Consider the following 22,546-nt stretch of genomic DNA (forward strand, 5'->3'; position numbering starts at 1 on the left):
CTATTCTTTCTTGGCGCTAGGTTTACGCAAGGATTGCGTGATGCGATCCAGCAGCATGGCCAGGATTACAACGGCAATACCTGCTTCAAAACCGTCACCTGGTCGCAGGCGTTGAATGGCGCGCCACACTTCGCTACCCAAACCTTCGGCACCGATCATGGCGGCGATAACCACCATGGACAAGGCCAGCATAATAGTCTGGTTGATGCCGGCCATAATCGTGGGCAACGACAAAGGAAACTGAACCTTGAGCAGCTTCTGAGTGCGCGTTGCCCCATAGGCATCTGCCGCCTCGACCAGCTCGGCTGGAACCTGACGAATTCCAAGAATGGTCAGACGTATAGCTGGCGGCATGGAAAATATGACCGTGGCGAAAATGGCCGATACAGAACCAATACCAAAAAATGGAATCGCTGGAATCAGGTAAACAAAGGCTGGCATGGTCTGCATGAAATCAAGCACTGGCATGACCACGCGATATAAGCGCGACGACAAGGCTGCCATGATGCCAATAGGCAAAGCGATCAGCACCGCAACGGCGGTAGCTATTACCACCAGCGTCAATGTTTGCACCATGGGCTGCCACAAGCCCATATTAAGAATGAGCTCCAGGCCTAACACAGCGCCCAAAGCCAGCCGCCAGCCCGATAGGCGCCAGCAGATCAGCGCGATGATTGCGATCAAGGCCCAGTCTGGCACGGCCAGCAGTGCGCCATCCAAAACATCAATGCCGCTTTGTGTCACGCGGGCGATGGCGCGTGTGACCCCGGAGTATTCCGTTGTCAGCCAATCTAGCCCAGCCTCAATCCAGTCGCCTAGCGGTATGCGGGGAATAATTGTTTCCATTATTGCTCTCCTCCGGCTTTGGCCAGTTCATCAAGCACGGCACCCTTAACGACCACACCCAAAAGGCGGCCAGCTTCATCGACAACCGCTACAGGCACACTGCGTGCGTCAAACATGCCGAAAATCGTGTTAAGAGGCTCTTCAGGCCCAACCTTTGGCACATTGGGGTCGATCAGGTCGCGGATACTGTCTTGCTTTGCCTGCATGGCCTGGCTGGCCGTTGCAGCGTCAACCAGGCCCAACAGGCGACGATCTCGTGTGGTGATATAGATTGAATCTATGCTGTTTTCGCTCATTTTTCGCAATACGGTTCGCGGCCCATCGCTCTCATGAGCGGTAGCACGCACCGGGCGCATGGCACTACTGGCCGTCAACACCCGCGCCTTATCGACCCCTTCGATGAAACGGGCGACGTAGTCGTTGGCTGGGTGAGTAAGTATTTGTTCGGGCGTGCCTTCCTGAACGATTTCACCATCTTTCAACAGAATGATCCGATCGCCAATATTGATGGCCTCGTCCAGATCATGGGTGATAAAGACCGTGGTCTTTTTGGTGTGATACTGCAGCTCTTGCAGTTCGCTCTGCATGTCTCTGCGGATCAAGGGATCCAAGGCGGAAAAGGCCTCGTCCATGAGCAGCACCGAAGAATCATTAGCCAGTGCACGAGCAAGCCCCACTCGCTGCTGCATGCCACCTGACAATTGATGAGGGTAAGAATCTTCCCAACCCTTGAGTCCCACCTGTTCAAGCGCTTCTTTGGCTATCTTTATGCGCTCAGCTTTGTTGGTGCCACGAATTTCCAGCCCGAATTCGGCATTTTGCTGAACTGTACGGTGGGGAAATAGCGCGAAATTTTGAAACACCATAGAGAAATGACGACGCCGGGCTTCCAGCAGTCGTTTGTCGCTGATGCCGGTAATGGGCTCATCATCGACCCGTATGGTGCCTTCTGTGGGGTCAATAAGGCGGTTCAGGCAGCGTATTAATGTGGATTTACCCGACCCAGACAGCCCCATAATGACCAGAAGCTCGCCTTCATACACATCAAAAGAGATATTGGACAAAGCCAGTGTTTGCCCTGTTTTTTCGAAGATTTCGGGGCGCTTCATGCCCGAGTCGCGCAATTTGAGTGCGTGCTTTGGATTGGAACCGAAGACCTTGCTTAGATCGCGTACTTGTATCTTTACGGTCTTGTTTTCATTGTTATTTTCATTCATGTGTAATGCCTTGCTCGTCAAAAAACATCAGGCCAACGCTGCCTGTTAATGTGCTGCGTTGGCCTGCCTTGGATATGGCTAAAAATCTTAGCTATTACCCATCCATTTTTTGACCAGCTCTGGGTTTTCTTCAACCCATTTTTTGGCGTTTTCGTATGGGTCACCGCCCTGCTCATTGGCGAGCATGACCTTACCCATGTCTTCTGCCGTCCACGAAAAATTATTGAGGATGGCATAGGCTTGAGGCATATCTTCTTTCAGGCCCTTGCGTGCGATTGTGTGGATTTGCTCAGCACCACCATAAACGCCTTTAGGGTCATCAAGATATTTTAGATCCCAACGAGAAAACATCCAGTGCGGCGTCCAGGCCGTAACCACGATATCTTCTTTGTTTTTAATGGCGTTGCCCAATGCGGCGGTCATGGTGGCGTCACTGCCATCACGCAGACGCAGTTTTAAATCGTAATCTTTTACGACTTGGCCACTGAGGCGCTGCAGACCCGCACCAGGGTCAATACCGATGATTTCGTTATTGAGGTCTTTGGCATGATCATTTAACTGATCGATGGAATCGATTTTTGTATAAGCGGGTACTGCCAGACCAAGTTTGGTGCCATCGAGGTTGACACCGAGGTCGTCGACTTTGCTACCGAGCTTTTTGAAATAATCTTCGTGGGTGGTGGGCAACCACCCTGCCAGCAAGGCGTCGGCGTCTCCGGTAGCTACGGATTGCCACATTGCCGCCCCGGCCAATGATATGTTTTTGACGTCGTAACCGGCTTTTTCTAATACGACCTTGACTACGTTGGTGGATGCTACTGTCGAGGACCACTCGACATAGGCGAGTTTTACAGTGCCTTTGCTCTCAGCATGTACGGGCGCCGCGATGAAACTGGCCCCGACAACTAACGCCGACACTGCCAAGCGGGCACGTGGGCCGAATATTTTTGATATTGGCATGGATGCTCCTTTATTCATTGTCAAGCTTTTTATAATGCCAGACCATGAGCAAAAGCGCAAATGACAAATATTCAAAAACATATTACGGAGACCTGAATCGTATATCGTTTGAGCAAACGTTTTGTGCACTACGCAAGCGTTTCGGCAACTACATCTTATTGTAGAAGAGCGCGAAGATAAATCTGGAAAAGACCCTTAAATTAATCATTGCGGGCATTCTTTCTGATAGTTCTGCCATGCTTCATTTATCGCCTCTGCAAGCTTAATAAGAACGGATCCATAATGGACAATCCGATCCTTGGCCCACAGTTCATCAGAAGATGAAAAACTGATATTCAACGCATAAATGGCTTCCCCCGGTGTTTTGAGTGTTGTGGCAATGGCAATCATCCCCGCGTGCCAATCTGCTACGCAATATCCGAGCATATTCAGGTCTTGGCGCGCGCGCTCTATTCTGAACAGAACCGCATCCTTAGTGCCTGGATATTTCGGCAATATGTACTGCAGCAACCGAGCAAGCGACGATTCGTCCAAGGCATTTAGGTAGCACAAGCCCAGCGACAATGTTTCCATAGGCCTGCGCGACCCGGGGACAATATGCCTCAAAACCCCACCGCGGCCGTATCTCACTGAAGCGAGGTAAACCATGTCACACAGGTCCGGTGCGGCCAGCCCGACATTGATCTCTTCACGTTTTGCAACGGCCTGCATATATGGAAGTGCAATCTGATATTCGATCAAGCCTTCTTGGTATGCGAGAGCGAGATTCAAGAGCACTGGCGCCAGACGGTAGGCACGCAGCTCTGGATCAAACATGAGAAACCCACTGTCTACCAAAGAATGGGTCAAACGACTGATTGTTGGCCTTGGCAAGCCTACCCGTTCCGCCAGGTCGGCATTTGTCAGCGCTGACCCACCGTGCCTGAAAGCACGCAAAATGGCCAGCCCGCGTTCGAGTGATCGACTTCCTGGGGTAACCCTAGTAAACGGACACCCGGTCACTGCAAAGGGGGTTTTGCCACAGATCATGGGGTTGCTGGTCAATTTGTCCATGTGTCTTCCGTCTGCTTGACTTCAGCTGCGATTTCCACTGATCGGCTACCGACTCCGGCCGAAATATAGGCCGACTCCAGAGGGTCGGCGCATATATCAACCAACCGGGGCAACTCAGCGGCAATGTTCGTTGCTAATTTCGTATAACGAAATTCAAGGATGGTGCCATTACGACTTGTTGTCAATAATGAATCAGCGTTATTACGCGGACTGACCGAGGTGGTTTCTCCGGCACATGGATGCCATAGAGAGTTGCCCGGCAGACGGCAGCCTGTGAAAAGGAGGCAATCAATGCAGATACTCAACAGAGTGCTTGCGGCAGTAGAAGGCCTGCTGGTCTTCGTCTCCGGTGTCTGCCTGATCCTGATGATGGTGTTAACCACTTTCGATATGCTGGCGCGAAAATTTTTACATTTTTCAATCCCCAGTCTGTTCGAATTCACCGAAGACTACCTCATGGTCGGCCTGGTTTTCCTTACGCTGAGCTACGTCTATGTACGGGGCGGGCACATAAGAGTGAATCTGTTCGAACGATACATTCCACCTCGAGTTGAAGCAGTCTGGCGGCGAGTGCATCAGGTAATGTCTTTCGTGCTGTTTGCAATCATCACCGTGGAAGGCTGGGATGCCGCCATCGAAGCATATCGCTTCAATATTCTGTCCAGTAGTCTGCTGGCCTACCCCATGGCGCCGGCACTAATGCTCGTGCCCATCGGTAGTGCCATGCTGTGCTTGCGAATTCTCCAATCCATGTTTGTAGCATCTGAGGACGAAGGAATTGATGAAGCATCAAACCTGACCGATGATTCGCGACCACCAGCGCAGCATCTGGACGGAGAATGACCATGCTAGGCATCTCTCTCATAGCGCTCATGCTCCTGTTCCTGTTTTTAGGAATGCCTGTGGCATTTTCGCTTGGTGCAGCTGGGGCAATTGGTTTGTTTTTCTATGGCGGAATGGATACGGTGCTTGGCATTCTTGGGACTGTACCTTACCGATCAGCAGCAAGTTATGCGTTAGCCACAATACCGATGTTCATCCTGATGGCTCAGTTTATTTCTGCCTCGGGAATTGTTGATGACGTTTTCACTGCAGCACAGCGCTGGCTCGAACGCCTGCCAGGTGGGCTCGCAATAACAACTATTTTCGCCTCCGCAGCCATGGCAGCCATGTCCGGATCGAGTACAGCCTCAGCCGCAACATTATCTATGATGGCGGTACCACAGATGGTTAAACGGGGTTATTCCCGCAGTCTGGCTACAGGAGTCGTCGCTGTGGCTGGCACGCTGGCCATCATGATTCCGCCCAGCATCGCATTCGTGCTATATGGAATCATTACAGAAACGTCAATCGGTAAGTTGCTAATCGCAGGGATTATTCCCGGGATAATCACGGCCGCCATGTACTGCATTGGCATTATTGCCTGGAGCAGAGTGTCGCCCCACAGCATGCCGTCATCGACGAATATGTATTCCTGGAAAGAGCGATTTAGCACTCTGCGCAACCTCTGGCCGTTCCTTATCTTGGCGGTGATTGTCGTAGGCTCAATGTACGCAGGCCTGGCCACTCCGACCGAAGCGGCCGCTTTCGGTGCCTTCGGTGCCTTTGTAATTCCGCTGCTCATGGGCCGCATGAGCAAAGACGCCTTCCAGACTTCAATCCTTAAGACGATCGAATCAACGACCATGATTTTCGCCATCATCATCGGTGCAATGATCTTTGGCTATTTTTTGACAATTACCGAATCGACCCAAAACCTTATCCGATATATCGGAGACTTAAACGTAAATCGGTGGGTAATCATGGGGCTGATCGTTGTGCTCTATCTGCTGCTGGGCTGCATTATGGATCAGGTCGCCATCATTCTGGTGACATTGCCGCTGGTATTTCCTCTCGTGACGAGCCTGGGGTTTGATCCGATCTGGTTTGGCGTCATCTGCACAAAGACGGCTGAAATTGGCATGGCAACGCCACCCGTCGGTATGAATGCCTACGTGGTGAGTGCAACCACAAAGGTTCCACTAGAAGAAGTATTTCGCGGTGCCGCTCCCCTTATTGGGATCGACCTACTGACTCTGCTGATATTGCTGGCGTTCCCGGCGTTGTCTACCTGGCTACCCTCCACCATGATCCAATAGGAGAAATCAACTGTGTCTCAACTGCCTGATGACCGCCACGTTCTACAAACGGAGGACGGCTTTTCGAATCCACTTGAAGGTATCCATGTTCTCGATTTGAGTCACGTCCAGGCTGGCCCGATATGCGGCATGATGTTGGCGGATATGGGTGCTGAAGTGATCAAGGTTGAAGCTTTGTCGGGCGATATGTATCGTCACCCCATAGAAGGTGCTTATTTTCAGAACTTTAACCGCAACAAACGTGACATTGCGCTTGACCTCAAGTCTGCGGAAGGCCGGCAGATCGCGCTCAAGCTGGCTGAGAGAGCCGACATCCTGCTCGAAAACTATCTGCCCGGGGCATTGCAGCGACTTGGTCTGGGATATGAATCCGTGCGCGAAGCAAACCCGTCTATTATTTATGGGTCTATTTCAGGCTTCGGGCAGACGGGGCCCTGGCGCACACGTCCTGCTTTTGACCCGATAGTACAAGCCATTTCGGGCTGCATGGACGCCACAGGCGAACCTGGCCGGCCGCCTGTGCGTACCCGTGCGGCCATGATTGACTATTGCTCGGGTACCACAATGGCTTTTGCCATTGCTGCAGCGCTCGTCCGACGTGCAAGAACGGGAGCTGGAGAACACATTGACATTGCGCTAATGGATATCGCCTTGTATGCGATGAGCCCATACGTGACGCATTTCCGCAAACGTGGAAAGGTCTTTCCCCGCACTGGTTCCGCACATCCTGCAGTCGTGCCGAATCAGAACTTCAAGGTTTGTGATGGCTACATCTATATAGCTGCCACCTCTGATCAGATGTGGGAGAACCTCTGCCGTGTTCTCCATCTCGAGCAGATCGGGGCGGATTCTCGGTTCAAATCCCGAGCCCTCCGTACACAGAATTCCGCAGTGCTCATCAAGGCCATCAGCCCGGCGATTGAAGCGTTGGAGGGGCGAGAACTTGAAGCTCAGTTGCTCGAAGCGGGCGTGCCCTGTGGCAGGGTGCGCTCAGTGGCCGAGCTTTTTGATGATGCGTATATCGAAACGCGCGGCATGCTTGAGCAATCCATACACCCCGATTTGGGAGTGCTGGAAACCTTCAAAACCCCTATACGCTTATCGGGCAAGTCTTCCCCATTGCGCAATCGCGCTCCATTGCTTGGCGAGCACACGGATGAAATCCTGCTCGAGTTGGGCTACAGCACCGAAAAGATCGAAGAAATGCTCACAAAGGGCGTGATCATGGGCCCTATGGGAACCAAAAAATCTGGAAAACCTGCACTATGAGGACGTCATGAACGAAAAAAGCGTAATTCTAAGCAAAGACGGGTATGTTGGATTGTTGACTCTTAATCGACCAGAAAAATTAAATGCCATTGATCAAAGCATGCGGGTTGAGTTCTCTCGAGCTTTACAGGCTGCACAAGACGATAATGGTACACGCGTTCTGATTATTACCGGTGCAGGCAAAGGTTTTTGCTCCGGCGCCGATCTGTCACAACGAAAGGCTGCTCACGCTGGACAAGAACCTGGGAGGCAGGAAAAATTACGCCTGGTTGGCGAATTCATTCTGGCATTTGAAAATATCAATAAGCCAGTAATCGCCGCTGTCAACGGCGTCGCAGCTGGGGTTGGGCTATCGTTAGCCCTTGCCTGTGATCTGCGCATCGCTAGCACACTGGCGCGCTTTAGCGCCATCTGGACCAAACGTGGTTTGATCCCCGATGGCGGTGCAACCTTGCTGCTGCCATCAATCGTGGGGCTAGAGAAGGCGCTGGAGCTCACACTGACAGCTGATGTGCTGGACGCGGCCGAAGCTGAGCGGATCAAACTTGTTTCTCGTGTCGTATCTGCCGAGAACTTATTGGAAGAAACGATGCGGCTCGCCCGACACATTGCTTCACTTCCACCAATAGCAATCGAACTGACCAAGCGCGTCATGCTGCAAAAGGCCAGGGAACAGACGAAAGCTCAGCTATTGTTCGAAACCTACGCCCAAAATCTGTGCAGGGAGACAAACGACCACCGGGAGGCTGTCAAAGCCTTTCTTGAAAAGCGCGACGCTATCTTCACAGGTACGTGATGGGTTTCAGATGCCGTGCCCGACGGAATGCAATGGCCTACGTTCACCGATGTTCAAAGCGTGGTGGGCGCTTTTCAGTAAAAGCCAGAACTGCTTCGTGCTGATCATGCGTACTTTGCACCAATGCCTGGGCGCTGGCAGCGAAATCCAAGGCGACAGGTAGCGTCATCTGCTGCGAATCTCGAAATAGACGTTTGGTTAGCCTTAGCGAATGCGTGGGATGACTTGCGATCCTTCTGGCCATTGCCAGTGCCTCGTCCATGAGTGCGTCATCATCAACAAGCTTTGACACCAGCCCAATTCGCGCTGCTTCCTGTGCATCGATGAAATCTGCAGTAAATGCCATTTCATACGCTTTGGATGTTCCAACTGCTCGCGGCAAGAACCAGGCTCCTCCATCGCCAGGTATAAGACCAACACGCAAAAAATTTTCTGCAAACTTCGCACTCCGCGCAGCAATACGAATATCGCACATTAATGAAAGATCACAACCAGCCCCAGTAGCGGCACCGTTCACTGCAGCAATCGTCGGCACTTCCAGGTTATACATAGCCAAAGGAATTCGCTGTATTCCAGACTCGTAATGGCGCCTAGTTTCCGCCGGAGTCCGATCGCGTTCAACTCCTCGCTTCTTCATCTCCTTGACGTTTCCTCCCGAACAAAAACCCTTGCCGGAGCCCGTAACGATGACACAGCGAATCGAAAGATCCTCATTGATGCGATGCGCATGGTCTACGATTTCATCAACCATACGTGCCGAAATGGCATTTCGCGTTTCTGGCTCATTAAGCGTCAGGATGACGACACCTGCATTGCACTGATAAAGGACTGAATCGGGCATGTTGAAAAGCCTCATAAGCGGTTGTTATGGCAATAACGACTCACGGGTTCTTATGCCATCTACGTTTCGACGAGAGATATCAATTTCGAAACCAACGATCAACGACCCGAATACCGAATACAAATTTATTTGACGACGCGTGCAACCTCAGACTTGTACTGTGTAACAACGTTGCGTATTTTTGTGAATCCGCGTTTTTCCATTTCGGCGATATATTCGTCGGTCAGGCCGTCGAGTTTTTGCGCCCATGTTTTCTGCTGCTCTGGCGTCAAGTCGTAGATCTGGATGCCCTGCTCTTTGAACTCTTTGCGTACAGTGTCCTGTTGCTGATCCCAACTGACCCCAGCAATATTCGCAATATCATGAGACGCTTTTTCAATTGCCGCCTGATATTCTTTTGGCAGTTTTTCCCAGGTTTTCTGGTTAATAATCATTGCGTCGGGGTAGCCACCTGCTCGCATACCAAAGGTAATGTACTTAAGCAGATCATTTAGATGGTAGGCTTTGATGCTGGGGTAGTTGAAGACTACGCCATTTACGACACCACGCTGTACCGCCTCGTAGGTTTCCGACGCAGGGATGCTTACGGGAATAATGCCGTAGCGCTTTGCAATGTTGTCGAACAGGCCGCCGGCGGTTTTGAGCTTTAGACCGGACATATCCTCCAATTTACGAACTGGCTTATCTGTCGTTGCAACGTTGTAACTCCCAGTTGTGTTGCCCTCAAGCGCATGGACACCATATTGCTTGAACTCTTCCTGAAGCTCAGGGACATTTTCCAGCATCCATTGATAAATGGTGGAGCCCTCTGTTCCGGTTGTCCAAAGCGGCAGGACGATAGTATTGTTATAAGGCAACTGACCAGCAAAGTAAGTAATATGAATCTGGCAAATATCGGCGATTCCTCTGCCGCATACAGATAGCATGTCTTTGGCCTTGCCCAATTGTTCAGCGGGAAAGTAAGAAACCTCAACCTTTTTGCCCAAAGACTTTTCAATTTCAGCTATAAACTTCTCGGCCAGAACCTCCGAAGGATGGCCCATTGGAAACGGGCTGGCAAATTTCAGTTTTATGGTTTCGGCTGCATGAGTTTGCCCAACAGCCGCGAACAACAAGCCTGTGGTCGCCAGGGCAGTAAGCAAAGTCGAGAGCTTTAAAAACGTACGCATAGCACTGTCTCCAATTTTTCCCGTGCCGACCATACGGCGATTTGGCACGGATTTTCTGAAAGCTCAGTTTTGGGCGAGTTATCGTCGTTTCCAAACCCCGCTGCCAACGAGCTGGTAGGGATACACAACAATTATTCTCTGTCCGTCTTTTGACCGCCATACGATTGTTTCGGTATTCGAAATTGTGTTCGCCCCGCCGATATCGTCACCACGTTTGCCAGCGTTGCAAATGCTTCAACATATGATTCTTCTCGTTCGGCGGCTTACTATCCTCTATAATTTCGGTTTTACGCGTGTTGGCCCATAGCACGGCCTCCCGTCTGGTTGAGTACACCTTGCTGTCACGGACATCTTTGGGCTTGAACCAGACGCGATACCCGGGCTGGTCACACCAACCCACAGCAGCACCCGACGGCCACCATGAACCCTCGTCTACGCGCCTTGCACCCCTACCCGTTTGCCAAACTTCGGGAGCTGCTTGCGCAAGCAGGCTCGCCACCCGCTGGCCTGGATGCCATCAATCTTTCGATTGGCGAACCACGGCACGCTACGCCTTCTCTTATTACAGACGCGCTTAAAAACGCCACCGCCGGGCTGGCGGCATACCCGCCCACCAAAGGCGATGCTGCCTTACGTCTTACCATCGCCAGCTGGCTGGCAAAACGCTACGGCATACCGCAACCAGACTCTGACACGCAGGTGCTGCCGGTGCTGGGTTCTCGCGAGGCGCTGTTTGCCTTTGCCCAAACTGTCATCGACCCTGGCGCGGGCGCTCTGGTGGTATGCCCCAACCCGTTTTACCAAATATACGAGGGCGCAGCGCTACTGGCTGGCGCTACGCCCTATTACGTCAATGCCGATGCCGCTCACGGTTTTGGGTGTGACTGGGCCAGTGTTCCCGCCGAGGTCTGGCGCAATACGGCTCTGCTGTATGTATGTTCACCCGGTAATCCCGCAGGCAATGTCATGTCGCTCGATGACTGGCGTACGCTGTTCGCGCTCTCCGATGAGTTTGGCTTCGTCATTGCGTCTGACGAATGCTATTCTGAAATTTATCTCGACGAAGGTTGTGCGCCACTTGGTGGCCTTGAAGCGGCCACCAAGCTGGGGCGCTCTAACTATCGCAACCTGGTGTGCTTTTCCAGCCTGTCCAAGCGCTCTAATGTGCCCGGTCTACGTTCTGGCTTTGTGGCGGGCGACGCGCAACTGATCGAAGCATTTTTGCTTTATCGCACCTACCATGGCAGCGCTATGAGCGCCGTGGTGTCTGCCGCCAGTGTGGCAGCTTGGGGCGATGAAAACCACGTTGTTGAAAACCGCCGACTTTATCGCGCAAAATTCGATGCCGTACTGCCGCTGTTAAGCCCGGTACTCGATGTTACCCGACCTGACGCTTCATTTTATTTATGGGCGGCGACACCCGGCAGCGACGCCGAGTTTGTACGCCAGTTGTACGCCGCCACCGGCGTTACGGCCCTGCCCGGCAGCTTTCTCGGGCGTGAGGCGCTGGGCGTCAACCCCGGCGTAGGCCGCGTCCGCATTGCGCTCGTTGCCCCATTGGAACAGTGTGTCGAAGCGGCCGAACGTATTGCTTTCTTTGTGCACCAAAATCGTGCGTAGTAAGGGCCATAAAGCCCCTGCACCAATCCGCTGGCAGCCCGCCCGCAGACAAAATCTGTCGTCGCAGGCGACCAGCCCTTTTTCTTAACATTTATGCAGTATCTGCCTATGAAATCTGACTTGCAAAGCATCATCGAAACCGCGTGGGATATTCGCAACGAACTCACCCCCGTATCCGGCCACGCCGACATCTATCACGCCGTCCAGGAAACACTGGTCGCGCTGGATCGTGGAAAGCTTCGCGTAGCTGAAAAGCGCGAAGGTGACTGGATTGTGCATCAGTGGGTTAAAAAGGCCGTCTTGCTGTCGTTCAGGCTGCAAGAAAACGGCGTAACAGGCTCCGGCCCCCTGCAGTTCTACGATAAAGTGCCGACCAAGTTTGAGGCCTATACTGCGCAACAGTTTGCCGACGAAGGCTTTCGTGTTGTACCGCCGGCAGTCGCCCGGCGCGGCGCATATATTGGCAAAAATGTGGTGCTCATGCCGTCGTACATCAATATTGGCGCCTACGTCGATGACGGTTCCATGATTGACACCTGGGCCACCGTGGGCTCCTGCGCACAGATCGGTAAAAACGTTCATCTGTCGGGTGGCGTTGGCATAGGCGGTGTACTCGAGCCGTTGCAGGCCAACCCCACCATTATCGAAGACAACTGCTTTATCGGTGCGCGCTCTGAAGTCGTAGAAGGCGTCATCGTTGAAGAAAACTCCGTGCTCGCCATGGGGGTGTTTTTATCCCAAAGTACCAAAATCTACGATCGTGAAACTGGTGTCTTTACATACGGGCGCGTGCCTTCGGGGTCGGTCGTGGTACCAGGCTCACTACCCGCTGCAGACGGCACGCATAGTCTGGCCTGCGCCGTTATCGTAAAACGCGTCGATGCTAAAACCCGCGCCAAAACCAGTATTAATGATTTATTGAGGGCTTAATGTCTGATTCTGCTGTACTTGACCTGGCCCGCGACCTGATCGCCCGGCAGTCCGTCACCCCCGACGACCAAGGTTGCCAAGCGCTACTGATCCAACGTCTGGAAGCCATAGGCTTCGAGTGTGAAACACTGATTTTTGACGATGTCACCAATTTGTGGGCGCGGCGCGGCAGCACCAGCCCACTGCTGGTGTTTGCAGGCCATACTGACGTAGTCCCCCCGGGGCCACTCGATCGTTGGCTTAGCGATCCTTTCGTGCCTACTGAGCGCGATGGTGTGCTTTATGGGCGCGGTGCTGCTGATATGAAAAGCTCAATTGCCGCGTTTATCGTCGCGGTTGAAGAGTTCGTAGCCAGCCACGCCGAACACACCGGTTCGATCGCCTTGCTGATCACGTCTGATGAAGAAGGCCCGTCAATCAACGGCACAATCAAGGTCTGTGAAGCGCTGTCGCGCCGCGGCGCAAGGTTTGACTACTGCATTGTTGGTGAACCCACCTCATCTGAAACACTGGGCGATACCGTCAAAAACGGCAGGCGTGGCTCATTGTCGGGCCAACTGGTGGTCAAGGGAAAGCAGGGGCATGTGGCTTACCCGCATCTGGCACGTAACCCCATCCATATGCTGGCCCCTGCCCTGGCTGAGCTCGCTGCGCAAACCTGGGATGAAGGCAATGCGTACTTTCCGGCCACTACGTTTCAAGTGTCCAACTTGCACTCGGGTACAGGAGCAACCAATGTGGTGCCCGGTACGGCGACCATAGACTTCAACTTCCGCTTTTCAACGGCCAGCAAGCCTGAAACGCTAAAACAAAGCACTGAAGCAATTTTAAGCAAACATAATCTGGACTATGATCTGGTCTGGACGCTGGGCGGCGAGCCATTTTTAACGCCTCCGGGTGAACTCAGTGCGGCACTGACGCAGGCAATTCTCGAAGAAACCGGCGTGCAAACGCAGCTGTCTACAACTGGCGGTACATCTGACGGGCGTTTTATAGCACGCATGTGCCCGCAGGTTGTCGAGTTTGGTCCTATCAATGCCAGCATTCACCAGATAAACGAACACGTTCGGGTCGATACCCTCGAACCACTCAAAAACATTTACCGGCGCACGCTGCAACACCTCTTGGGCGTGCGCTAATTATTGGAACCACCATGCACGATTCCGCTTACCAGGCACTTTTCACGCTGCGCGATCTTTTGCGGTACGCCGTCAGCCAGTTCAACGTCGCCCGGCTGTCTTTTGGCCACGGCAGTGATAACGCCTGGGACGAGGCGGCTTACTTGCTGCTGCACACGCTCAACCTGCCGCTCGATACGCTAGAACCATTTCTTGATGCACGGGTACTGCCCGAAGAGCGCGAGCGCTTTCTCAAGCTGCTCGAACGTCGTATCGATGAGCGCATTCCGGCGGCCTATCTTACGGGCGAGGCCTGGCTGCAGGGGCACCGTTTTGTGGTCAACTCCAGCGTTATCATTCCACGCTCCCCCATTTCAGAGCTGCTTGCAGAGGGTTTGAGCCCGTGGGTGCCTGACGCCGACAGCGTTGATTATGTGCTTGATCTGTGCACGGGTTCGGGTTGCCTGGCCGTTTTGTCGGCGCTGGCCTTCCCCAATGCCCAGGTCGATGCCGTCGATCTGTCGGAACGCGCGCTTGAGGTGGCCGACCAGAATATTGAACTGTCAGGGCTGGACGGGCGCATTACCACGCATTGCAGCGATCTCTTCGATCAGTTGCCTCAATGCGAGTACAACCTTATCGTATGCAACCCGCCGTACGTCAACACGCAGTCCATGGAAAACCTGCCGGCTGAGTATAGGCATGAACCTACCGAGGCATTGGCTGGGGGTGAGGACGGCATGGAGCTGATCCGACGCCTTCTTGTACAGGTGGCCGATTACCTGGCCCCAGACGGTGTGTTGGTACTGGAGATCGGCAACGAGTATGAAAACTTCGTGGCTGCTTTCCCGCACCTGGAGCCTATTTGGCTTAGCACCGCCAACGCAGAAGACCAAATTCTGCTGCTGACGCGGGATCAATTAGAGTCGTGATCCGTGCAACAAACCTGACACTGCGCCGCGGCTCCAAAGTATTGCTTGAAGACGCTGAATTCGTAGTTAACCCTGGCGAGCGGGTAGGAATCGTCGGCAAAAACGGCGCTGGTAAGTCTACGCTGTTTGCCTTGCTGCAAGGCCGCCTGGACGCGGACGCTGGCACAGTAACCATGCCTCCGGGCTGGCGTATCGCTGCGGTCGATCAAGAAATCAGTGACAACAGCATGCCTGCGCGTGAGTTTGTTATTGACGGCGATACGCAACTGCGGGCGCTGCAGGCCGAGCGCGCACAAACACCAGACAGCGAAGGCCAGCGTATTGCTGAGCTGGAGTCAGCGCTGATAGAGGCCGACGCATGGAGCGCGCCCTCACGTGCGGAGCAGTTGCTCGCGGGCCTGGGCTTTGCGCCAGACCAGTGGATGAACCCGGTACGCAGTTTCTCGGGAGGGTGGCAAATGCGTCTGGCCCTGGCGCGTGCGCTGATGGCACCCTCTGACCTGCTGCTGCTCGACGAGCCCACCAACCACCTTGATCTCGACGCCATGCTGTGGCTGGAGCGCTGGCTCGCCGCTTACCAGGGCACTGTCATTCTGATTTCGCACGATACCGAGTTTCTCGATACCGTAGCAAAAAGCATTTTGCACTTTGATCAGCAGAAGCTGGTGCGCTATCGCGGGGGTTATGAAGACTTTCTGACGCAACGCGCCGAGCGCCTGCGACAAACGCATATTGCCTGGGACAGGCAAACCCGCGAGGCCGCACGGCTGCAAGGCTTTATTGATAGGTTCAAGGCCAAGGCCACCAAGGCCAAACAGGCACAAAGCCGCGTCAAGGCTCTGGCCCGCATGGAGGCGCTGGCGCCTATACAGGCCGAGTCAGGCATTGATATTCGCATCCCTGAGCCCCTGAGCATGCCAGACCCGCTGATCGTGCTCGACAAGGTGGCTACGGGTTACGCCGATGACATCCACAACGGCACGGTCCGGCGCATTCTTGAAAACGTAACGCTTATGGTACGCGGCGGCGCTCGTATCGGCGTGTTGGGTGTCAATGGCGCCGGTAAAAGTACGCTGATCAAGACGCTGGCGGGTTCACTGCCCGCGCTAGAAGGCGAGCGGCGTGCCTCCAAAGGCCTGGAGATCGGGTACTTTACCCAGCATCAGCTGGATATGCTGGATCTTGACGCTACCCCGCTGCAACACCTTGCCCGGCTCGCGCCACAAGCACGTGAACAAGAGCTGCGCAATTACCTGGGTGGTTTCGGTTTTAGCGGTGATACGGTAAACAGCAAGGTTGCACCCATGTCGGGCGGCGAGAAGGCGCGACTGGCTCTTTCGCTTATCGTGTGGCAAAAACCTAATTTGCTGCTGCTTGATGAGCCCAGCAACCATCTGGACGTAGACACACGCGAAGCACTGGCAACAGCACTGGCGGAGTTCTCAGGCAGTGTGCTGCTGGTTTCACATGATCGGCATTTGCTGCGCACCACGGTTGACTCATTCTGGATCGTCGCCGACGGTAAGGTACACGAATTTGACGGCGACCTTGAAGACTACCGGGAGTGGCTCAATGAACGCAATGCTGCAGTTCGCGCCGAAGCGCGGGCTGAGGCACAAAGCGATGCGTCAGGCGAAGCCCCCCTTGACCGCAAGGCGCAGCGACGCGCCGAGGCAGAAACCCGCCAGCGCCTGGCCAAGCTGCGCAAGCCGCTTGAGTCAAAACTGGGCAAGGTGGAAACCGAGATGGACCGCGTGCGCACCCGTCAGGCCGAGCTTGACGTTCTGATTGCCGACCCCGACCTGTATTCTGACGAACGCCGCACTGAACGGCAAAAAGTCATGGCCGAGCATGGTGAACTGAGCAAGCGCCTGGGCGAACTCGAAGAACAATGGCTGGAGCTCCAGGAAGCGCTGGAAGAGATTGAAGCAGGTGTGATGCAGTAGGGGTTGCTGGCGCCGTCGCGCCCGCGATCACCTCGGCTTAGACCATTTTTTTCCTTAACCCTCATACGCCATCCTAAAGTAAGAATATTATTTGTGTGCCTAAGCCTGCTCCACATTATGAGCAAGTACATAACGCATCTGTAATTAAAAATCCTTTTGAAGCTAATTTCTTCCTAATGGATGGCATGGAGATAGTTCACCTAAAATACAAACCTGCAGTCTTTGCTGGTGAACCCATCCAGACACAATTAATAAAGCAGATTAGGTAACCACAGAGATATCTGAGCAAAAGCTACGATCAGGGCGAGACGCACCATATCAGCTGCCCAAAAAGGCAAGATGCCTTTAAAGATCGTGCCTGTGCGGATATCCTTTAATACACTACTCAAGACAAACACATTCATGCCCACCGGCGGGGTTATCAAGCTTATTTCTGTGACCACTACCGCAACGATTCCGAACCAAACAAGGCTATATCCAAGCTCTGCCACAATAGGGAAAAATACGGGTATTGTTAATAACAACATAGACAGGCTTTCTAGAACCATACCCAAAACAATATAGATTCCCAAAATCATAATGATTACAACCATTGGCGAGACATCTAAGGATTGCACAAAGGCAACCATCATACTGGGCAAGCCGGCACGGTTTATAAAATCAGAAAAAATTAGCGCGCCAATGATGATAGCGAATAAGGTTGCAGAGGTACGTGCGCTTTCTGCCAAGGTTTGAAAAAGAGTTGTCCAGGTGAGACTGCGACGCAACAGAGCAATAATAAAAGAACCGCCTGCACCTATACCAGCAGCTTCTGTAGGGGTAAAGATGCCAAGGTATATTCCGCCCATAACAACTATAAACAGACCCAAAATATCGCGCACTTGAATCAGTGCGCGGATACGTTCACGCCAGTTCATGGCTGAACCAGCAGGACCAGTTTTAGGGTTACGCCATACGGTATATTTAACAGCCCCTAAATATAGAAATATGCCTAAAATGCCTGGAATCAAGCCAGCCGCAAATAGTTCGCGAATACTGGTTTCTGTAAGTAAGCCATAAATAATAAGGATCACGCTTGGCGGAATCAATATGCCTAGTGTCCCGCCAGCAGCTATAGAAGCCGTAGCCAATGAATCAGCATACCCATATTTCCGCATAGGGGGCATAGCTACTTTGGACATAGTTGCCGCTGTCGCAAGGCTAGAGCCACACACTGCAGAAAACCCGCCACAAGCCACGACGGTAGCCATTGCAAGGCCACCTTTCTTATGACCTAAAAAGGCATACGAAGCGTTGTACAGCTCTTGGGAAAGCCCAGAACGTGTAACTAAATTACCCATGAGAATAAACAGAGGGATAATCGATAAAGCGTAATCTTGTACTGTATCGACAATTCGATTGGCTGACATGGACAGCGGTATCACCCACCTAAAATTGCCAAAATTGTCCCAGGTCAGCCCATTCAGAACTGCAAAACCAAAAAACCCGACTACACCCATAGCAAACGCAATTGGTACTCTAAACACCAAGATCATGAGCAGTAAAACAGCAAACCCTACAAGCACAATTGTCACTCTTTTGCTCCTAGCACTGATTCTTGGGGATTTGCCCTAAAGGTTGTCAATAGTAAATAAACAAGGGCACTTATAGCAGTAAGCCAGCTGAAAATGGCAATACACTGAAGGACATGGCCGCTCTGGATATGTAAGAAATCGGTTGTAATATTGCGACGCAACATACGTGCACCAAGTTCCCATATACGTATTGAGACAAAGTACAGGGATGTAGTGATAATCAACATCGAGACAAAGGCAAAAATACGTAGTACGGTCTTAGGTAAAAAATTATCAATCAGATCGACTGCAATATGGCCACCACGCCAAGTCACAACAGGCATAACTGCAAAGATAACAATAGCTAAGCCTATCTTCGTTAGCTCAGAAGCGCCTATTACGGGGTGATTTAAAAAATACCGTCCTATGACGTCAATGCAGGTAAGTACCATGAGGGCGAATAGAGCGATTGCCGCTACCAGCTCGAAAAAGAAGGCCAACGCTTTCATTGGCCCTCTATCCTCATAGTGTGTATTTAACCATGAGATAAAAGTCATTACCTGACTCCAAAATGCTATTAGTGATTTGCAGCGTAGGCTCTAGCCTCAGTTCTTAGCATTTCCAAAGCTGCTTTGGCATCAACACCTTTATCCTTAACGGATTCCAGCCACGCTTTATCAAGACCTTCGGTTTTTTCAACATAAGCAATTGCCATAGGATCATCAACAGCCAGCTCAACCACTGTACCGCCATTTTCCTTAGCGAATTTTTTGGCTTCGATATCGGCCTTATCCCATGTTGCGCCAGCCATGATAGACAAACGCTCACCGGATACGCTACGAATTGCTTCGGCATCAGCAGGACTTAGTGAAGCCATAAAGTCAGGGTTTATAAACATCACAAAACTACCCATATACATACCAGTAGGAATGATCGTTACATAAGGGGCAACCTCTACCAAACGTTGGGCCTTTTGCTCAGTCATAGGCATAAATACACCATCAACCACACCTGTCTGCATCAGTTCGTAAACTTTATTACCTGGAGCAGCTACGGGGGTGATCTCTAAGCGCTTGCCAATTTCTGCTTGAATGCCACCACCTATGCGAATTTTTTTCCCCTTTAAATCAGCAAGGCTTTTAACCGGAAAATTGGTTTGTATAACGCCTTGGCCATGAGCAAACAAAGCCAACAACTCAAGACCATCGTGTTCGTTAGCCTTGGCTAGATATTTTTGATAAGTACGCCAATGAGCAGCTGAAGCAGCTTCGGCATTTACGCCCAAACCAGGCAGCTCAACAATCTCTTCCAGAGGGAAGCGCCCGGGTACAAAGCCATGAAAACTGAAAGCTGCATCAGTTACACCGTCTTCAACCATTTGAAAGAGCTGAGTTGGGTTACTGGAAGTGTATTCAATGTTTACTTTGACACGACCCTCGGTGGCATCTTCTACCCACTTAGCCCATGTTGGCCAAACCGCGCTATTTTGTACATGAGTGGGTGGCAGCCATGTACTTACGTTAAGTGTCGTCTCCTTCGCTATAGCACTGGCATTCACACTAAACAGCGCAGCAGTTGCTAAGATAGCGGCAAATTTTATTTTAATCATCACTATATCCTTGACAAAGTTAAAGTTTAATTTTGACTTTTCCGACAGCTCTGGAACAGCAGCTCATCATTTTCGTGTTGCTTCGTCTTTCATTTGCTGTTAACACACGATCCCGGTGATCGATTTGCCCTTCGACCACAACAACTTCACAACTACCACAAAGACCTTCCTCACAGTCATTTGTGACTTCTATATCGTGCGCTAATAAAACTTCTAGTAGAGTTTTATCTCTAGGTACAAGATAAGTTTTCCCAGTATCTATTAGCTCGACCTCAAAGGCGGTTTCTTTTTCTGGATCAAGTATGCTGCTGGCTGAGCTAAATAGCTCGAAAGTCAGGCCAAGTTGATACTCTTCAGCTAGCGCATCTAGCTCATCCAGCATCTTATCAGGGCCGCAGGCATAAATATGAGTGCCTGGTTTTTGAGCGCTAACAAGTGCGCGCAGATCAGCTCGCCTACCCTCACCAGAAATATATAACTGCGGTGCTCTTATAAACTGTTCAGGGATATCGCAATAGGCAAGATTATCACGTGTGCGGCCGCAATAAATAAGCTCAAACCGCTTTTTTTGTTGATGTAGCTCTGTGGCCATAGATAATAATGGTGTAATACCAATACCTCCTGCAACTAATAGGTAATGATCTGCTGCAGTATCAAGCTTGAAGAAGTTCTTTGGGCCTTGTATTGGAAGCTGATCACCAACTTGCAACTCTTCATGAATCCACCTAGACCCCCCTTGACTTTCAGGCTCATGCTTGACTAATACAGTATATTGATTAGGTTGCTCACTAGGACATAAAGAGTACTTTCTCTTTAAGCCATTTGGCAAAAATAGCTCAATATGTGCGCCAGGTGTCCAGCGCGGCAAGGGCAAAATATCATCGGCAGATTCAAGCACTATTCGCTTGATGGATGGAGTCAGATTATTGATCGCTGCAACCTTTGCGCTACGAACAATACTGCGTTTATCAGGGTTGCCAATAGGGAAAGTAGATTGTTCTTTAGCGTGCTGTACCACAGCATTTGGATCCCAACGCACCCAAAGTTCCTCGGGGCCATGAAAGGATGTATTGGGCAAAGAAGTAAAATTCTGCTCCATCATCTCCATATCAGGAATTCGGCGGGTCAACTCTTCGATAAACGCACACATCTCCAAACGCCCAATATTGCGCCCCAGGCACTGGTGCGCACCGTACCCAAAAGATAAATGCTCATTGGCATTATCACGCAAGATATCGAGTTCTTCGGGATTTTCAAACTGCTGTGGGTCACGATTTGCGGCAGCCATTACCAAAAATAGCTTATCGCCTTCTTTAATATCAACGCCAGCGACTTGAACATCCTTAGTGGCTTGACGGCGCCAAGAAACAATTGGGCCCGCATAACGTAGGCATTCTTCAACAGCAGCCGGAATCAGCTCAGGTTGATCATGCAGCTTCTTCCATAAATTAGGACGCAACAGCAAATGCCTGATCGCATTAGCGGTGGCAGTAGCTGTGGTTTCATGTGCGGCCACCAAAATGGCCATCATCATTGAGTGCAAATAGTTGTCGGTGACAACACGAGGGTTGCTTTTATTCTTGTGAATCATGTCGTACATCCAGCCCGACTTACCCTCGCTGTTTTGCTTCATGCGGGCAAGCACCTCACCAGAATAATGCCAGAACTTACCCACGTTGGTGGCCACATGCTTTTGTTCTTCTCCTGATGGCCGCCCCCAAGTGTTTACCTTGTGAGCCACGCCATAATTTTGTAGCACGGCAATATCATCGTCCGGCACACCCAAAAACTTTAGTGCGACTATGACAGGCACATCCCAGAGCAAAGTAGCAACTAAATCAACCTGCCCCTTGCCAATAAAGCTATCAACTTCCTCAGTAATCAGTTTTTTGGTGAGCTCACGCAACTGTTCTAAGTTTGGTGCGGCAAAGGCATCGAGAAGTTCACGTCTACGCTCCATGTGAATCGGCTCGTCTTCATTGACGAGCGTACGATTCATACCGTAGTTATAAGATTTAAGAATTTCGTCTGCTTCGGCGCTATTAGGAGCTATCTTCTCCAATGCATTGCGCGCTGAAAATGTAATTGGATCGCGAAATATCTCACGAATATCCTCATATCTGGTGACTATCCAGTAGTTCATTTTCTCGGAGAAAAATATCGGCTTTTCCTCGCGAAAATTCTGCATAGAGGTAGCAGGGCAACTTTGGTATTCAGGCCCAAACATATCAAAATCTTTAGACTTCTGCTCTAAGTCAGCTGAGGCATGAAATGGACATTCTGATGATTTCGCTGTAGTAATAATGCTCACAACGGCCTCCTCGCGTTTATATGTTTATTACAGAAAACTACTGATTCAACTCTGAAACATGTAAAAACGGTGTATGGCTAAGAGCACGTTTAGTTTTAGCCCATTCTACGAGAATTTCATGTTTTGTTTGTTCAGTAATCTTTGCCGTCTTTTCATCAGTCTTAGAATCGTTATAGAGCAATTCAAAGTGATGACCATTAGGATCAAAAGAGTGCATTTAGTCGAACAGACTATGGTC

20 protein-coding genes and 1 pseudogene are annotated in these 22,546 nt (G+C 51.4%); 10 read left to right on the top strand and 11 right to left on the bottom strand.

The annotated features are described in order from the left end of the window. From FQ179_RS06125 to FQ179_RS06140, 4 genes are all read right to left on the bottom strand, one after another. Entirely contained in the window at positions 1 to 846 is an 846-nt protein-coding gene (locus FQ179_RS06125) for a proline/glycine betaine ABC transporter permease (RefSeq protein WP_149396339.1), read from the bottom strand. Continuing rightward, the gene (locus FQ179_RS06130; protein ID WP_149396340.1) at positions 846 to 2,063 is read right to left on the bottom strand and encodes a glycine betaine/L-proline ABC transporter ATP-binding protein; all 1,218 of its coding nucleotides are present in this window, start codon (positions 2,061 to 2,063) and stop codon (positions 846 to 848) included. The genes FQ179_RS06125 and FQ179_RS06130 overlap by 1 nt, the downstream gene beginning before the upstream one ends. A gap of 87 nt (positions 2,064 to 2,150) precedes the next feature. After that, a complete protein-coding gene (locus FQ179_RS06135; protein WP_149396341.1) occupies positions 2,151 to 3,023 on the bottom strand; it encodes a glycine betaine ABC transporter substrate-binding protein in 873 nt (290 codons plus the stop codon). A 204-nt stretch (positions 3,024 to 3,227) separates the two neighbouring features. Beyond that, positions 3,228 to 3,929, bottom strand: a complete 702-nt coding sequence (locus tag FQ179_RS06140) for an IclR family transcriptional regulator (protein WP_370459854.1) — start codon at positions 3,927 to 3,929, stop codon at positions 3,228 to 3,230. Between FQ179_RS06140 and FQ179_RS22625 the strand changes: the two genes are divergently transcribed. The 5 genes from FQ179_RS22625 (at position 3,838) to FQ179_RS06160 (ending at position 8,279) form a co-directional block, all read left to right on the top strand. Next, positions 3,838 to 4,095, top strand: coding sequence for a hypothetical protein (locus FQ179_RS22625; RefSeq protein ID WP_255474849.1), 258 nt, complete (start codon positions 3,838 to 3,840; stop codon positions 4,093 to 4,095). The genes FQ179_RS06140 and FQ179_RS22625 overlap by 92 nt on opposite strands. 272 nt (positions 4,096 to 4,367) lie before the next feature. After that, positions 4,368 to 4,919 (top strand): TRAP transporter small permease, encoded by a 552-nt coding sequence (locus tag FQ179_RS06145; protein ID WP_188074515.1) that lies wholly within the window; start codon positions 4,368 to 4,370, stop codon positions 4,917 to 4,919. Positions 4,920 to 4,921: 2 nt separating this feature from the next. Further along, entirely contained in the window at positions 4,922 to 6,214 is a 1,293-nt protein-coding gene (locus FQ179_RS06150) for a TRAP transporter large permease (protein WP_149396344.1), read from the top strand. 12 nt (positions 6,215 to 6,226) lie between these two features. Continuing rightward, the gene (locus FQ179_RS06155; RefSeq protein ID WP_149396345.1) at positions 6,227 to 7,483 is read left to right on the top strand and encodes a CaiB/BaiF CoA-transferase family protein; all 1,257 of its coding nucleotides are present in this window, start codon (positions 6,227 to 6,229) and stop codon (positions 7,481 to 7,483) included. 7 nt (positions 7,484 to 7,490) lie between these two features. Further along, positions 7,491 to 8,279 (top strand): enoyl-CoA hydratase/isomerase family protein, encoded by a 789-nt coding sequence (locus FQ179_RS06160; protein WP_149396346.1) that lies wholly within the window; start codon positions 7,491 to 7,493, stop codon positions 8,277 to 8,279. Between the two features lie 43 nt (positions 8,280 to 8,322). Here FQ179_RS06160 and FQ179_RS06165 read toward each other — a convergent pair whose 3' ends face one another. The 3 genes and pseudogenes from FQ179_RS06165 to FQ179_RS22890 form a co-directional block, all read right to left on the bottom strand. After that, complete coding sequence (locus tag FQ179_RS06165; protein WP_149396347.1) at positions 8,323 to 9,120, bottom strand: crotonase/enoyl-CoA hydratase family protein; 798 nt, start codon at positions 9,118 to 9,120, stop codon at positions 8,323 to 8,325. 125 nt (positions 9,121 to 9,245) lie between these two features. Continuing rightward, positions 9,246 to 10,322, bottom strand: coding sequence for a TRAP transporter substrate-binding protein DctP (gene dctP / locus FQ179_RS06170; protein WP_149396348.1), 1,077 nt, complete (start codon positions 10,320 to 10,322; stop codon positions 9,246 to 9,248). Between the two features lie 16 nt (positions 10,323 to 10,338). Further along, a pseudogene (locus FQ179_RS22890) lies at positions 10,339 to 10,449 on the bottom strand (DUF3304 domain-containing protein); the annotation flags it as partial. 260 nt (positions 10,450 to 10,709) lie between these two features. On the opposite strand from FQ179_RS22890, the gene dapC reads away from it, so the two are divergent. From dapC to FQ179_RS06195, 5 genes are all read left to right on the top strand, one after another. Next, positions 10,710 to 11,909 (top strand): succinyldiaminopimelate transaminase, encoded by a 1,200-nt coding sequence (gene dapC / locus FQ179_RS06175; protein ID WP_149396349.1) that lies wholly within the window; start codon positions 10,710 to 10,712, stop codon positions 11,907 to 11,909. A gap of 108 nt (positions 11,910 to 12,017) precedes the next feature. Then, positions 12,018 to 12,839 carry a 2,3,4,5-tetrahydropyridine-2,6-dicarboxylate N-succinyltransferase gene (gene dapD, locus FQ179_RS06180; protein ID WP_149396350.1) on the top strand — a complete coding sequence of 274 codons (822 nt, stop codon included), beginning with the start codon at positions 12,018 to 12,020 and terminating at the stop codon, positions 12,837 to 12,839. Continuing rightward, positions 12,839 to 13,978, top strand: a complete 1,140-nt coding sequence (gene dapE, locus FQ179_RS06185) for a succinyl-diaminopimelate desuccinylase (RefSeq protein WP_149396351.1) — start codon at positions 12,839 to 12,841, stop codon at positions 13,976 to 13,978. The genes dapD and dapE overlap by 1 nt, the downstream gene beginning before the upstream one ends. Positions 13,979 to 13,992: 14 nt before the next feature. Beyond that, positions 13,993 to 14,889, top strand: coding sequence for a 50S ribosomal protein L3 N(5)-glutamine methyltransferase (gene prmB / locus FQ179_RS06190; protein ID WP_149396352.1), 897 nt, complete (start codon positions 13,993 to 13,995; stop codon positions 14,887 to 14,889). After that, positions 14,886 to 16,835: an ABC-F family ATP-binding cassette domain-containing protein gene (locus FQ179_RS06195; RefSeq protein WP_149396353.1), complete on the top strand. Its 1,950-nt coding sequence runs from the start codon at positions 14,886 to 14,888 to the stop codon at positions 16,833 to 16,835. The genes prmB and FQ179_RS06195 overlap by 4 nt, the downstream gene beginning before the upstream one ends. 248 nt (positions 16,836 to 17,083) lie before the next feature. Here the strand turns inward: FQ179_RS06195 and FQ179_RS06200 are convergent, their stop codons facing one another. From FQ179_RS06200 to FQ179_RS06215, 4 genes are read right to left on the bottom strand one after another with little or no spacing between them, the layout of a single operon-like run. Further along, positions 17,084 to 18,409 carry a TRAP transporter large permease gene (locus FQ179_RS06200; protein WP_149396354.1) on the bottom strand — a complete coding sequence of 442 codons (1,326 nt, stop codon included), beginning with the start codon at positions 18,407 to 18,409 and terminating at the stop codon, positions 17,084 to 17,086. Next, positions 18,406 to 18,945, bottom strand: a complete 540-nt coding sequence (locus tag FQ179_RS06205; protein ID WP_149396355.1) for a TRAP transporter small permease — start codon at positions 18,943 to 18,945, stop codon at positions 18,406 to 18,408. The genes FQ179_RS06200 and FQ179_RS06205 overlap by 4 nt, the downstream gene beginning before the upstream one ends. Positions 18,946 to 18,965: 20 nt before the next feature. After that, complete coding sequence (locus FQ179_RS06210; protein WP_149396356.1) at positions 18,966 to 19,997, bottom strand: TRAP transporter substrate-binding protein; 1,032 nt, start codon at positions 19,995 to 19,997, stop codon at positions 18,966 to 18,968. Between the two features lie 19 nt (positions 19,998 to 20,016). After that, positions 20,017 to 22,308, bottom strand: coding sequence for a cytochrome P450/oxidoreductase (locus FQ179_RS06215; RefSeq protein WP_223146200.1), 2,292 nt, complete (start codon positions 22,306 to 22,308; stop codon positions 20,017 to 20,019). Positions 22,309 to 22,546 lie beyond the last annotated feature (238 nt).

It is taken from the genome of Pusillimonas sp. ANT_WB101 (genome assembly GCF_008369125.1).
In the GTDB taxonomy this organism is placed as follows: Bacteria; Pseudomonadota; Gammaproteobacteria; order Burkholderiales; family Burkholderiaceae_B; genus Allopusillimonas.

What these genes read in the sequence shown, in the direction of transcription:
- FQ179_RS06150 (WP_149396344.1), top strand. Translation starts at nt 4,922, where the DNA reads ATGCTAGGCATCTCTCTCATAGCGCTCATGCTCCTGTTCCTGTTTTTA.
- dctP (WP_149396348.1), bottom strand. Translation starts at nt 10,322, where the DNA reads ATGGTCGGCACGGGAAAAATTGGAGACAGTGCTATGCGTACGTTTTTA.
- FQ179_RS06125 (WP_149396339.1), bottom strand. Translation starts at nt 846, where the DNA reads ATGGAAACAATTATTCCCCGCATACCGCTAGGCGACTGGATTGAGGCT.
- dapE (WP_149396351.1), top strand. Translation starts at nt 12,839, where the DNA reads ATGTCTGATTCTGCTGTACTTGACCTGGCCCGCGACCTGATCGCCCGG.
- dapC (WP_149396349.1), top strand. Translation starts at nt 10,710, where the DNA reads ATGAACCCTCGTCTACGCGCCTTGCACCCCTACCCGTTTGCCAAACTT.
- FQ179_RS06160 (WP_149396346.1), top strand. Translation starts at nt 7,491, where the DNA reads ATGAACGAAAAAAGCGTAATTCTAAGCAAAGACGGGTATGTTGGATTG.
- FQ179_RS06210 (WP_149396356.1), bottom strand. Translation starts at nt 19,997, where the DNA reads ATGATTAAAATAAAATTTGCCGCTATCTTAGCAACTGCTGCGCTGTTT.
- FQ179_RS22625 (WP_255474849.1), top strand. Translation starts at nt 3,838, where the DNA reads ATGAGAAACCCACTGTCTACCAAAGAATGGGTCAAACGACTGATTGTT.
- prmB (WP_149396352.1), top strand. Translation starts at nt 13,993, where the DNA reads ATGCACGATTCCGCTTACCAGGCACTTTTCACGCTGCGCGATCTTTTG.
- FQ179_RS06135 (WP_149396341.1), bottom strand. Translation starts at nt 3,023, where the DNA reads ATGCCAATATCAAAAATATTCGGCCCACGTGCCCGCTTGGCAGTGTCG.
- FQ179_RS06165 (WP_149396347.1), bottom strand. Translation starts at nt 9,120, where the DNA reads ATGCCCGATTCAGTCCTTTATCAGTGCAATGCAGGTGTCGTCATCCTG.
- FQ179_RS06145 (WP_188074515.1), top strand. Translation starts at nt 4,368, where the DNA reads ATGCAGATACTCAACAGAGTGCTTGCGGCAGTAGAAGGCCTGCTGGTC.
- FQ179_RS06205 (WP_149396355.1), bottom strand. Translation starts at nt 18,945, where the DNA reads ATGACTTTTATCTCATGGTTAAATACACACTATGAGGATAGAGGGCCA.
- FQ179_RS06130 (WP_149396340.1), bottom strand. Translation starts at nt 2,063, where the DNA reads ATGAATGAAAATAACAATGAAAACAAGACCGTAAAGATACAAGTACGC.
- dapD (WP_149396350.1), top strand. Translation starts at nt 12,018, where the DNA reads ATGAAATCTGACTTGCAAAGCATCATCGAAACCGCGTGGGATATTCGC.